Annotated in this window: 1 protein-coding gene; it reads right to left on the bottom strand. The window is 65.3% G+C overall.

Features of this window, described 5'->3' with window-relative positions:
- Position 1: 1 nt before the first annotated feature.
- Positions 2-14,257 carry a non-ribosomal peptide synthase/polyketide synthase gene (locus tag ABOC32_RS11865; protein WP_426811134.1) on the bottom strand — a complete coding sequence of 4,752 codons (14,256 nt, stop codon included), beginning with the start codon at positions 14,255-14,257 and terminating at the stop codon, positions 2-4.
- Positions 14,258-14,423: the final 166 nt, after the last annotated feature.

The following is a 14,423-nucleotide window of genomic DNA, read 5'->3' as shown; positions in this document are numbered from 1 at the left end:
TTCAAACACTCTCCAGTTCTGCCAGGAAATCACTCAACTCATCGACATCCGCTGCGCTGGCAGGCGCCAGCTCAGCCATCTTCGCCACATAGTCCGCAAGCCGTCCGGCACCGAACAGGGCCGAAAGCGGCACCTCCAGCCCCAGCAGCAACTGCACGCGCTGGGTAGCCTGGACTGCCAGCAGCGAATGCCCGCCCAGCTCGAAGAAGTTGTCGTTGAGGCCGACCCTTTCAAGCTTCAGTACATCGGCCCAGATCGCCGCGACGTCCTGTTCCAGTGGGCTCTGCGGTGCGACGAACAGTTGCTGCAGTTGCGTGGCATCAGGGCTGGGCAACGCTCGTCGATCAAGCTTGCCGTTTGCCGTAAGGGGCAGCGTTTCCAGAAATACCTGGTGGGCAGGCACCATATGCTCGGGCAATGTCGCCTTGAGGTGCTCGCGCAGGCTCTCGCGCAACGCTGCCGAGGGCGCTTGGGCAGGGATCAGATAGGCAACCAGTTGCGTACCGCTTGGGCCCTCCATGGCGAGTACCACCGCTTCGCGGACTTGCGAGTGCTCCTGCAGCCTGGCCTCGATCTCGCCCAGCTCGATACGGAAACCGCGGATCTTCACCTGATGATCGACACGACCGACATACTCGATCGCACCCTGGATGCGATAGCGTGCCAGATCGCTGGTGCGGTAGAGGCGACCGCCACCCTGCTCGCTGTCATCGAACGGGTCGGGTACGAACCGCTCCGCCGTGAGCGCCGCACGTCGGTGATAGCCACGGGCAAGGCCGGCCTGACCAACGTGCAGTTCGCCATGACAACCGGGGGCGGCGATGTTGAAGTCAGCATCGAGCAGGTACAGCGACTGATCCGGAATCACCTCGCCGATGGGGCTGACGCCATCGCGCTGCAGATCCTCGCGACACACTGGCCGGTAGGTGACATGCACCGTGGTTTCAGTGATGCCGTACATGTTGATCAAGGTCGGCTGGCTGTCACCGAAGTGGTTGAACCACGGTGCCAGGCTCCCGACATCCAGTGCTTCGCCGCCGAACACGATATAGCGCAGCGCAAGCTCGGTCTGCCCCTGCGGCCTTGCGCAGGCGTGCGAGATCAGTTGCTTGAACGCCGAAGGTGTCTGGTTGAGCACCGTGACCTGCTCACGGATCAGCAGTGCGTGGAAGTCCGCAGGCGATCGGGCCACGTCCTTGGCCACGATCACTGCCTTGGCCCCATGCACCAGCGCCCCAAACAGCTCCCAGACCGAGAAATCGAACGCGTAGGAATGGAAGACGCTCCAGACGTCCTGGCTGTCGAACCGGAACCAGTCCTGGGTTGCCTGGAACAGGCGCACGACGTTGTGATGGGGCAGCAAGGTCCCTTTGGGTTTACCGGTGGACCCCGAGGTATAGATCACGTAAGCCAGGTTTTCCGGTCGCGTGAAATTGACCGGGTTGGCGTCGCTGTAGCCCGGGAAAGGCTCCAGGAGCAGCGGAGCGACATCCTCAGGTAGCGGCAAGTCGGCGAGCAGATGTGATTGGGTCAGCAACAGGCGAATACCGCTATCGCTCATCATGTAGGCCAGGCGATCTTCCGGATACTCAGGATCCAGCGGCACATAGGCGCCTCCCGCCTTGAGGATGCCCAGAAGGCCGATGACCATTTCCAGGCTGCGATCCACAGCGATCCCCACCAGTACATCCGGGCCCACGCCCTGCTCGCGCAGCCTGTGGGCCAGCTGATTGGCGCGCCGATTGAGCTGGCTGTAGCTGAGTGTCCGCTCGCCCGACACTACGGCAATGGCCTCCGGCGTAAGCGCGGCCTGGGCTTCGATCAGCTGGTGCAGGCATTGATCGGGATGGTGATTTGCAGGGGCTCGATTCCAGTCCTGGATGATTGCCTGCTGCTCCTGTGCGTCAAGCAAGTTCAGTCGAGCGACCACTTGCTGCGGGTCCTCGACCAGCGCCGCCAGCAACGTGCCGAAGTGGCGGGCGATCTGCGCGATGCTTTCTGGCGTGAAGCACTGCCGGTCATAGCTGTAGTGCACCGACAGGTGCGTACCTGCGCCAATCGCCAGGGTCAGCGGCACGCTCGACTGCTCATGGCCGTGCACGTTGCCGAACTCGAGCCCGGCGGGTGCGCTTTGCTGCAACGCATCGCCGACCGGGTAGTTCTCGAACACCAGCAGGGTATCGAACAGCCCTTCCCCACCCGATCCGGCCCAGCGCTGAATGTCGTACAAGGGGCTGTGCTCGTATTCGCGCAGCGCCAGGTTCTGCGCCTGCAATTGCTGCACCCACTCCGCCACCCGCTGCTGCGGACGCGGGCTGGCGACGACCGGCAGTGTGTTGATGAACAGCCCCAGCTGTTGCTCGACGCCACGCAGCTCTGCCGGGCGACCAGACACCGTCGCGCCGAAGCTCACACATGATTGCCCGGTGTAGCGCTGCAGAAGCAGAAGCCATGCCGCTTGCACCAAGGTATTGACGGTCACTCGCTGCTGCCGGGCAAAGGCACCCAGCGCCTGCGTCTGATGCTCGCTCAGGCGCTGCTGATGTTCACCGTAGCCCGTACCCAGGCGAGCTTTGTCCTGACGCATGGCCAGCGCCAGGCGCGTGGGCTCGTTCAGGTCGTGCAACTGCTGCTGCCAGAAGGCCTGGCCCTGCCGGGAATCCTGGCGCTGCAGCCATTCGATGTAGTCGCGATAGCGGCCTGTCAGCCCGCCGTTCGGCAGCCCGGCATAGGCCTGGAGCACCTCACCGAGCAACTGCGCATTGCTCCAGCCATCCATCAGGATGTGATGGCTGGTGAAGACCAGATGGCAGGACTCCTCGCTGGTCTTGATCACCGCCAGACGCAGCAGGGGGTCATGCTGCAGGTCGAAGCCCTTGCGCAGGTCCGCATCGGCCCAGCTGTCCAGGGCCGCGCCCTGCTCGGCGACGCCCACCCAGTCCAGGTGCGTGAACGGCAGTTCGAGCTGCCTGCGGATCACCTGCAGAGGGCGCTCGAAGCAGGTCACGAAGTTGGCCCGCAGCACTTCATGGCGATCGACAGCGGCCTGCCAGGCGAGCTGGAAGCGTGGCACGTCGAGCCCTTTGACATCGACGCGCATCTGGTTGATGTAATGCCCGCCGCCCTGCTCGAGCAGGCTGTGGAACAGCATGCCCTGCTGCATGGGCGCAAGGGGATAGAGGTCTTCGACTTGCGCCGCCGGGATCGGCAGGCTGTCCAGCTGGGCCTGGGTAAGCCCGGCCAGCGGGACGTCCGAAGGAGTCAGCGCTGCCTGGGCATCTTCCAGGCAATGCGCGACGATTGCCTCAAGCTCGGCGGCGAACTGGTCGGCCAGTCGCTGCACTGTATCGACGTCGAACATGTCGCGGCTGAAAGTCCACTCAAGACTCAGCTCACCGGCATAGACCTGGCCATTGATCGACAACCAGTTGTCCAGCGGCGCCTCGGTGCTCTGGCTGGCGCCGGCGCTTTCGTCGGCGGGTACCAGGAATGCCGGCACATCGGCGCCCGAGGCCGGCGCGAAGCTGCCGTCGAACTGCCCCAGGTAGTTGAAGGTGATGCGTGGGGTGGGCAACTGCGCGAGAGCCGCTCGCGCCTGGTCGTCGCCCAGGTAACGCAGGGCGCCGTAGCCGATGCCTTTGTCCGGGATCGCCCGCAGTTGTTCCTTGATCCTCTTGATCGACGCACCAAGCGTCTGCTCCGGGCTCAGCCGTACCGGGAACACGCTGGTGAACCAGCCCACGGTCCGCGTCAGGTCGAGGGTATCGAACAGCTCTTCGCGACCATGCCCCTCCAACTGCACGAGCACGTCACTGCGCTGGGTCCAGCGTGCGATGACACAGGCCAATGCGGTCAGCAGCAGGTCGTTGACCTGCGTACGGTAGGCAGCAGGTGCCTGTTGCAGCAGTTGCCGGGTACTGGCCGAGCCAAGACGGGTGCGGGCGGTGCCGACATGCATGCCATGCAACGAGCCACCGGGGTTGTCGCAAGGCAGGTCGGCATCCGCGTGGCCGAGCTGCGCCTGCCAGTAAGCCAGCTGCGCCTGCAGCGATTCGCTGCGTGCGTAAGCCTGCAGGTGCCCGGCCCACGACTGGGTCGAGCTGGTCTTGGCAGGCAGGCCAAGTGGCTGGCCGGCGTGCAACTGGCTGTAGGCGGTTTGCAGGTCTTCGAGCAGTACACGCCAGGAGACCCCGTCCACTACCAGGTGATGGATCGCCAGCAGCAAGCGCTGACTGCCATCGGCGAGGGTCACCAGCAATGCCCGCAGCAAAGGGCCCTGCTGCAGATCGAGGCTCGCTTGAACTTCATCGCACAACGCTTCGAGGGCCTCTGTATCGGCCACCGTCGCCTGCCAGAGCAGACCTTGCTGTGGGTCGGGCGAGCCGTAATGGGCCGTCCACCCGCCCTCTGCACGATCGAAGCGCAGGCGCAGAGCGTCATGGTGGATCACCAGGGCCTGAAGCGCCTGCTCCAGCGCCTGGCTGTCGAGCGCCTGCCCTGCCTTGAGCAACAGCGCCTGGTTCCAGTGATGGCGCTGGGCAATGTCCTGCTCGAAGAACGCTTGCTGGATCGGCAGCAGCAGGGTCTGGCCAGTGGCAGCCTTCTGCTCGATCAACAAGCCGCCTTCGTCCCCTTGCCTGGCGACCGAGGCCAGCCCTTGGACGGTCTGGTGCTGGAACAGCTCTTTGGGGGTGAAGCGAATACCCGCCTGGCGCGCACGGCTGACCACCTGGATCGAAATGATGGAATCGCCACCCAGTTCGAAGAAGTTGTCGGACAGCCCCACCTTGTCGACTTTCAGGACATCGGCCCAGATCCCGGCGATGGTCTGCTCCAGCGCGTTTCGAGGTGCGATGTACACCTGCTGCAGCTGGCTGACGTCGGGTTTGGGCAGGCCCTTGCGGTCCAGCTTGCCATTGGGCGTGAGCGGCAACTTGTCGAGGAATACCAGGTGGGTGGGCACCATGTAGTCCGGCAAGGTCGCCTTGAGGTGATCGCGCAGCTCGCTGCGCAGCAGGCTTTGCCCCTGCAGGTCGTCGGGTTGCACATCCGCGCTGACCAGATACGCGGCCAGCTGCTTGCCGCCGGGGCCCTGGATGTCGATGACCACGCTTTCGCGCACTGCCGGGTGATCCTGCAACCGCGCCTCAATCTCGCCAAGCTCGATACGGAAACCACGGATCTTCACCTGATGGTCGATACGGCCCAGATAATCGACCAGGCCGTCGGCCCGGGTGCGGGTCAGGTCACCGCTGCGGTACACGCGCTCGCCGTTCACAGCGAACGGGTCGGGGACAAATCGCTCGGCGGTCAGGCCTGGGCGGTCGAGATAGCCACGCGCCAGGCAGAGCCCGCCGAGGAACAGCTCGCCACTGTGGCCCAACGGCACCAGGTTGAGGCTGGCGTCGAGGACATAACTGCGGCGGCGCCCGACCAGCCGGCCAATGGGGGCGTAGGCCGCGCCGCAGGCGTCGCCGGGCGACGCGTTCCAGAGCAACGGCGTGACCACGGTTTCGGTCGGCCCGTAGCCGTTGAAGATGTATTGCGGGCGCAGGGCCTGCCAGGCCAGCTCATAACCGGCTTGCGGCACGGCATCACCGCCAAAGCAGTAGATGCGCACCGGTGGCGGGTTGCCCACGCGCAGGGCATGTTCGGCCAGCTGTTGCAGATACACCGGCGGGAACACCGCAATGGTCACGCCATGGCGGTGCATTTCGGCGTAGGCCTGCTCGGGCAGCCACAGGCTGTCGTCACGCACCAGCACACTGGCGCCGTTGATCAGCAGGTGCATCCAGGCCTCATGGGCGCCATCGAAGGCGAAGGACATGAAGTGCAGCTCGCAATCCTGCGGGCCGGTTTCATAGCGCTCACCGTTGGCCAGGATGTGCGAGGCCAGCGGCCCATGGGCCACTGCGACGCCCTTGGGCATGCCGGTCGAGCCCGAGGTGTAGATCACATAGGCAAGGTTGTGCCTGGACAACGCCACCTCGGGCGCCGTGTCGGGGCCCTGCTGCCAGGCGGCCGGCAGGTCCACCGCCAGCGTCGGCAACCCCTTAGGGATCGGCAGCGTGCCCAGTACATCGCTCTGGGTCAGCACCAACGCCGCGGCGCAGTCCTGCATCATGTAGCGCAGGCGGTCCTGCGGATAGGCGATGTCCAGCGGCACATACACGCCACCTGCCTTGAGCACCGCCATGAACGCCACCATGATCTCGGTGGAGCGGCGCATGGCGATGACGACCCTGACCTCGGGGCCGACGCCTTGCTCGATCAGGCGGTGCGCCAGGCGGTTGGCCTGCGCATCGAGCTGGCGGTAGCTCAGGCGTTGATCGTCGAAACGGATCGCGATGGCGTCGGGCGTGCGGGCGACCTGGTCGGCGAACAGTTGATGGACGAAACGGTCGTCCGGGTGATCGTCGCCGGTCTGGTCCCACGCTGCCAACAGCTGCTCACGCTCCTGGCTGCCCAGCATCGCCAGCTCGGCGACGCGCTGGTGGGGTTGACGCACGATGTCGGCCAGCAGATTGCACCAGTGCTGCGCCAGCGCCTCGATGCGTGGACGGTCGAACAGCGACGTGGCATAGACCAGCGAAGCGCCCAGGCCTTCGGCATGTTCGAAGGTGTCCAGGGTCAGGTCGAACTGTGCGGTATAGCGTTCCCAGGCCAGGCCTTGAACTTCCAGCCCGGGCAGGCTGCGCGCCTGCCCCCGGAGCTCGGTCTGGTGATTGTAGAGCGCCTGGAACAGCGGGCTGTGGCTCAGGCTGCGCTCAGGGTGCAGCGCCTCGACCAACTGCTCGAACGGCAGATCCTGATGAGCCTGGGCCGCCAGGGCGGTCAGGCGCGTCTGTTCGAGCAACTGGCTGAAGGTGGTGTGCAGGTCGAAGTCGGCCTTGAGCACCTGGGTATTGACGAAGAAGCCGATCAGGCGCTCGGTTTCCAGGCGATTGCGGTTGGCGATCGGCACCCCGACGCGAATGTCGTCCTGCCCCGAATAGCGGTGCAGCAGGGTCTGGAAACTGGCCAGCAGCAGCATGAACAGGCTGACGCCCTGCTGCTGGGCCAATGCCTTGAGCGCGTGCACGAGGTCGCGGTCCAGGTCGATGGCGAAACTGGCGCCAGCGAAGTCCTGGGTAGCCGGGCGTGGGCGATCGCCGGGCAGTTCGAGAACCGGTTGCCGGTCTCCCAGCTGGGCCTTCCAGTAGGCCAGCTGGCGCTCCCGCTCACCGGCCTCCATCCACTGCCGCTGCCACACGGCGTAGTCGGCGTACTGGACAGGCAGTTCAGGCAGCTCGACTGCTTGCCCGGTGCGCAGCCCTTGGTACAACTGCACCAGCTCATCGACCATCACCGGCATCGACCAGCCATCGGAGACGATATGGTGCAAGGTCAGTACGAGGACATGGTCATCCTCGGCCACGCGCAACAGTTTCACGCGCAGCAGCGGCCCGTGCTCCAGGTCGAAGGGGCATTGCGTCTCTGCCTCGACCAGGCGCTTGAGCAGCGCTGCCTGTTCGTCCCCCTCGTGCAGTTCGACCACCTGGCTCGGCAAGTTGAACGGCTGCGCCGGGTGAATCACTTGCAGGGCATGGTCACCCGCCTGGCGGAAGGTAGTGCGCAGGGTCTCGTGCCGGGCAATCAGCGCTTCGAAGCTCAGGCGCAGTGCGTCGACATCCAGATCGCCGCGCAGGCGCAGGACCGTGGCCATGTTGTAGGCGGTGCTTTCAGGTGCCATCTGCCAGAAGAACCACTGCCGCTGCTGGGCGTAGGACAAGGCCAACGGCTGCGTGCGGTCGACCGGCTGCAACGCCGGAGCGGGCGCGTCCGTGCCCTGCCCGGTCAACGCGACAAAGTCAGCCAGCACCGGGGCTTCGAACAGCGTGCGCAGGGGTATTTCCAGGCCCAGGGCCTGGCGGATGCGGGAAGTGACCTGGGTGGCCAGCAACGAATGCCCGCCCAGCTCGAAGAAGTGATCGGTCAGACCGATGCGTTCAACCTTGAGGACCTGGGCCCAGATGGCTGCGATCTGTCTTTCGCGTTCGCTGCGAGGGGGCACGTAGGCAGGCTGGTCGAGGCTCAAGTCTGGCCTTGGCAGCGCCTTGCGGTCGAGTTTGCCGTTTGGCGTCAGCGGCAACGCGCTGAGGAACATCAGGTGCGCCGGCACCATGTAGTCCGGCAATGCGGCCTTGAGGTGGCTTGTGAGGTTTTCGCGCAACGCATCCTGCTGTTCGACAGCGCCCTCGATCACCAGGTACGCGACCAACTGCTTGCCGGTGGGTCCGTCGATGTCGATCACCTGTGCTTCGCGCACCTCAGCGTGCTCTTGCAGCCGTGCTTCGATCTCGCCCAGTTCGATGCGCAGGCCGCGAATCTTGACTTGATGGTCGATGCGCCCGACATAGTCGATAACACCATCGACACGGTAGCTCGCCAGATCGCCGGTACGGTACAGACGCCCGCCGCCGACCGGGTCGAACGGGTCAGGAATGAAACGCTCGGCGGTCAATGCCGGGCGGTTGAAGTAACCACGGGCGAGGCAGCCACGGCCACCGATCAGCAATTCGTTCACCCAACCGACAGGAGCCAAGGCAAGGCCATCGTCACAGACATACGTCACCCTGCCGCCCACCGCCCGACCGATCGGCACGATGGCCTTGCCGCCAGCACCGGGCTGCAAGCCTGCGCAGTCCTGCACGGTGGTCACCACGGTTGCTTCGGTCGGCCCATAGGTATTGAGCAGGCGCGCCTGCTGCAGGCCGCTGGCGTACCAGTCGCCGAGGCTTTCCATCGGCATGGCTTCACCCCCCACGTGCACCTGACGCAGCGACGCGCAGGCACCGGCGGGCAGTTTTTCCGCCGCCAACATGCGCCAGTAGGCGGTGGTCAGGTCTGCCACGGTGATGCCGTGGGTGACGATGGCCTGCTTGAGGGTTTCGATGTCCCACAGCTGCGGCCCGCGCAGGACGACCCGGGCACCGCAGCACAAGGCCGGGTAAAGCTGCTCGACGAAGCCATCGAAGTTGACCGTGGCAAACTGCAGCACCCGATCACTGGCGTCGAGCCGCGAATAGTCAGCGGCCACGCTGCAGAACACCGACAGCTCCCGATGAGCGACGGCCACACCTTTGGGCTTGCCGGTAGACCCGGAGGTGTAGATCACGTAGGCAAGGTTGTCGGCGACCGTCAGGCTTACCGGGTTGGCTGCGCTGTAGTTGCCCAGCCATTGCTCATCCGCCTGCATTTCCAGGCAGGTCACTGCTGGGGGAATCGGCAGCGTCGGTGCCAGGTGAGGTTGAGTCAGGAGCAGGTGAATGCCGCTGTCCTGCATCATGAAACGCAGCCGTTCCTGCGGGTATTGCGGGTCGAGCGGCACATAGGCAGCACCGGCCTTGAGGATGCCCAGCAGGCCTACCACCATGTCCAGGCTGCGTTCCACGGCGATGCCGACACGCACATCAGGCCCCACGCCCAGTTCGCGCAGCTTGTGGGCCAGCTGGTTGGCACGGCGGTTGAGTGCCTGGTAAGTCAGCGTCTGATCATCGAGGACCAGCGCCGTCGCCTGCGGTGCGCGCTGTGCCTGGGCCTCGAACAGCTGATGCACGCCAAGGTCTTCGGCGAAACGCAAGGGGGCCGGGGCGACGGCTTCGAGTGCCAGCGTGTGCTGGGCAGCGGTGAGCAGTGGCAATTCGGCGACCGGCAATGTTGCCTCACTGGCCAGTGCGCCCAGCAGGTTGACCCACACCGCCGCCAGCCGCTCGATGCGCTCGACGTCGAACAGGTCCGATGCATAGCCGAAGGAGGCGATCACGCCATCGCTGCGTTCGAGAGTGTCCAGCGACAGGTCGAACTGCGTGGTGTGCTCGATCAGGTCGACCTCCTCGACGCTCAGCCCTTGCACACTGTCGCCGGAAACCCGCTCGCCAAGATTGCTCAGGTGGTTGTACATGACCTGGAACAGCGGGTTGTGGCCCAAGCCACGCTCGGGCTTGAGTTCTTCCACCAGCACATCGAAGGGGATGTCCTTGTTCGCCTGCGCCTGCAGGGTGGTCTCCTTGACCGCCAGCAGCAAGTGCCTGAAGGACTGCAACGGGTCGACCGCCACGCGAGCGACCAGCGTGTTGACGAAGAAACCGATCAGCCCTTCCAGCTCAAGGCGATTGCGGTTGGTCACCGGGATGCCGATGTTGAGCGTTTCGCGCCCGCTGTAGCGCGACAGCAGCAGTGCGAACGAGGCCAGGAACACATGGAACAGCGTGGCATTGGCAGCAACCGCCAGGCGCTGCAGATCGGCCGTGAGCGCGGCAGGCAGCAGCACATCCACGCGCCCGCCGCGATAGCTCTGGACCTGAGGGCGGATACGGTCGGCAGGCAGCTCAAGCACTGCGAAATCGTCTTGCAGCGTGGCTTTCCAGAATGCCAGCTGGGCCTGCAGCTCGCCCGAGGCCAGGCGTTCGCGCTGCCAGGCGGCGTAATCGGCGTATTGCACCGCCAGCGCCTGGCGTTCGAGCGGCTGCCCTGTGGTGTGGGCGTTGTAGACGGCAGCCAGCTCGCGGACCATGACGCTCATGGACCAGCCGTCCGAGACGATGTGGTGCAACAGCACGGTCAGCACCTGCTCCTGCGGGCCACCCTGGAACAGCCTGACCCGGATCAGCGGCCCCTGTTCGAGGTCGAAGGGCGTGAGCGCTTCGTCCTGAATGTGCTGCTGCAGCCCCCGGCCGTCCGCCGCGCTGAGGTCATGGTATTCGATGATAGGCGACGCTGCGGGCAGTATGCGCTGCAGGGGGATGCCGTCATGCTCTTCAAAGACCGTGCGCAGGGATTCATGGCGCATCACCAGCGCATCGAACGCGGCCTGCAGGGCGGCCCGGTCCACCTGGCCTTGCAAACGTATGGCCAGGGGGGTGTTGTAGGCAGTGCTTTGCGGGTGCAGCTTCCAGAACATCCACTGGCGGTACTGGGCATGCGAAACCTGCAGCGCCGCCGCCCGGTCCAGGACCTGGATCTCTCCCCCGGCGACCTGCTCCAGCCCCTGCAGCGCCTCGGCGAAAGCGGACAGGTCGGCAGTGTCGAAGAGCACCCGCAAGGCCACGTCCAGGCGCAGTTTCTGCCTGATCCGCGAGACCACCTGGGTAGCCAGCAACGAATGCCCACCCAAGGCGAAGAAATTGTCGTCGAGGCCGACCTGGGTCTGTTGCAGCACGTCGGCCCAGATGGCCGCGACCTGCTGCTGCAGCGCTGTCTCGGGCGCTCGGTAAACGGCTGTGACGGCGACCGGTTCAGGCAGCGCCTTGACGTCGACCTTGCCGTTGAGGGTCACAGGCAGATGCTCCAGCAGCATCAGGTAATGCGGCAGCAGATGCTCGGGCAAGGCCAGCTTCAGCGCGGCCCGAATGCCGTCGACGATGGCCTGACGGGCCTCGTCCTGTGCTGCCCAATGCTGCGGGACCAGCCAGGCGGCCAGCTGCCGATCGGCGTCTTCGCCAACGACTCGCACAACGGCGTTTTCGATCCCCGGCAACTGCCGCAGACAGGTATCGATCTCGGCCAGCTCTACGCGGTAGCCGCGAATCTTCACCTGGCCATCGATACGACCCGCGAAAATGCGTTCGCCGTCCGCGTTCAGGCGTATCCAGTCGCCGGTACGGTACATCCTCGCACCCTCGGTGCCGCTGGGGTCGGGCACGAAGCGTTCGGCGGTAAGGGCCGCCTGGCCCAGGTAGCCACGCGCAAGCCCTGCACCGGCGATGTAGAGCTCTCCCCTGGCCTTGCCGGGCACGGGTTGCAGGCAGCTGTCCAGCGCATGGGCGCGCAGGTTTTCCAGTGGCTGGCCGAGCAGCGGCCGATCCTGCAAGGCATGGGTAAGGACGCCGACCGTGGTTTCGGTTGGGCCGTAGTGGTTGATCACGTCGAGGCCGGGCGCCAAGGCCTTGATCCGGCCCAGAAGTGCCGCGCTGCAGGCTTCACCCCCCACCACCAGGCAGCGCCGTGGCAAGGCCTCGGCGCCGGCGGCGAGCATGGCCTGCAAGTGCGAGGGGACGATCTTCAGTGCATCGATGGCATGGGCCTGCAGGTAGGCGGCGAAACCCTCGGCATCGAGCACCGTCTCCTTGGTCAGCATGTGCAGGGTCTTGCCGTAGCACAGCGCACCGAACAGCATGGTGTGGCCTAGGTCGGCCGCCGGCGTGGTAACCATCGCCAGGCTGCCGATCTCGTCCATGGGCAGGCGTTGGCTCACGCCGCGCACGTAGTTGACCAGGGCGCCATGGCTGACCGCAACGCCCTTGGGCTTGCCGGTGGTGCCGGAGGTGTAGATGACATAGGCAAGGTTGCCGGCATGAACCGCCACCTTGGGCGCCGAAGCTGACGGGTAATCGCCCGCCACGTCGATCGCTGCGACGCCGTGAGGCAGGCTGACCTGCCCGGCTCGGCCCACGACCCACTTGGCTTGGCTGTCGGCAAGCATGAAGTCGATACGCGACGGGGGCTGGTCCGGGTCCAGCGGCAGGTAGGCAGCCCCGGCCTTGAGCACGGCCAGGATGCCGATGAGCATCTCGCAGGACCGGTCGGCCACCACGCCGACCCGCTGATCCACCTGTACGCCACGATCCAGCAGCGCCTGGGCCAGGGCATCCGAGCGTGCCTGCAAGGTGGCATAGCTGATCTGACCGGCGTCGCCGCTCGCAGCCAGGCCTTGCAGGTTGCGGCTGGCGGCCGTTTCGATCAGGTGATGGATACACAGGTCGGGCTCTGGCGTCCCGACAGCGTGCTGCTCCACCGCGTGCGCCGCCTGAGTCGCCAAGGGCAGCTCGCCAACCACAGTGGCGGACGATTGGGTAAGCCCGTCGAGCAGGCGCAGCCAGTCCTCGCCGAAACCGATGATGGTGGCTTCTTCGAAGACATCCAGCGCATAGGTGAACACGGCGTGCAGACGCCCCGCGCTTTCATAGGTGTCGAGGGAAAGGTCGAAGCGAGCGCTGTGCTTGTCCAGGGCGACTTTTTCCAGCGTCAGCCCGCTACCAAGGCGGACCTGGCCGGCGTCGGCGATAGCCGCCTGGTGGTTGAACAGCACCTGGAACAACGGGCTTTGCGCGCTGCTGCGATCCAGTTCGAGCGCCTCGACCAGGCGCTCGAACGGCAGATCCTGATGCGCCTGGGCCCCGAGGGCGGTGTCCTTGACCCGGCCGAGCAGCTGGCTCACGTCCATGAGCGGGTCGATATCGGTATGCAGCACCTGGGTGTTGATGAAGCAGCCGATCAAGCCTTCGACTTCGGTACGGTGACGGTTGGCAACCGGCACACCGACGCGGATCGCGCGCTGACCACTGTAGCGTTGCAGCAGCAGCTTGAACGATGCCAGCAGCACCATGAACAGGGTGACCCCCTGGGCACTGGCCAATGCCCTCAGGCGCTCGGCAAGCGCCGGATCGACCTGCAACTCGCGCCGCGCGCCGCGTTGGCTCGGTGCGCCGACACGTGGGTGGTCGAACGGCAGCTCCAGGACGGCATGATCATCGCCCAGCTTGTCGCGCCAGTAGCTCAGCTGACGCTCCTGCTCACCGGCTTCCAGCCAGCTGCGTTGCCACAGCGCATAGTCGCGGTACTGGATGGGCAGAGCCGGCAGGGTCGCTTCGCTGCGCTGACAGGCAGCATCGTACAAGCGCACGAACTCGTCGATCAGCACGTTCAGCGACCAGCCGTCGGCAACGATGTGGTGCAGGGTGAGCAGCAGCACGTGCTCGTCGGTGGCCAGTTGCAGCAGGTGCACGCGCAGCAGCGGCCCCTGCAGCAGGTTGAAAGGTGCCTGCGCTTCGGCTTCGGCCAGAGACGCGACACGGGCCTCGCGTTGCGCCACCGCCAGGGCGGTGAGGTCATGCTCGACGATGGCGACTGCCTGTGCGGCGACAACTTCCTGGTACAGATGCTCGCCCTGGGTGCGCAGGCGCGTACGCAGGCTCTCGTGGCGAGCGACCAGGCGATCGAACGCCTGCTGCAGGGCTGCACGGTCGAGCTCGCCCTTCAGGCGCACAGCCATGGGCAGGTTGTAGGCGGCGCCCTGCGGGTCCAGCTGCCAGAGAAACGACATGCGTCGCTGGGCGTAGGACAACCCATCGCGGTCATCACAGGCGACATCGGCAGGGATCGGAAACAAGGAAAAGTCGACGCCCTCTGCCTGTAGCCCAGCCAGGAACAAACGGCGTTTTTCCGGCGGCAGTTCGATAAAGCGGCGAGCGAGTTTCAACGAGTTTTCGGCATTCATGCGATGCGTCCTTAGCGATAGGAAGCGGGACCACAGGGCCCAGTCATCCCTCAAAGACGAAACAACCACGAGCTGATTTAGCCAAAGCCCCGGCCACCGACGACAGCCCAGGCTGCGCGATTAAATCGGCGGGAGGGCGACTCGTCCTTACGTCATACCCATCCTC

The sequence above is a fragment of the Pseudomonas sp. WOUb67 genome, assembly GCF_050058005.1.
Classification (GTDB): domain Bacteria; phylum Pseudomonadota; class Gammaproteobacteria; order Pseudomonadales; family Pseudomonadaceae; genus Aquipseudomonas; species Aquipseudomonas putida_R.
This window is presented reverse-complemented; position numbering and strand designations above follow the sequence as displayed.

Bases quoted from the DNA above. Each gene is read 5' to 3' on its own strand.
- ABOC32_RS11865 (WP_426811134.1), bottom strand. From the start codon at position 14,257: ATGAATGCCGAAAACTCGTTGAAACTCGCTCGCCGCTTTATCGAACTG.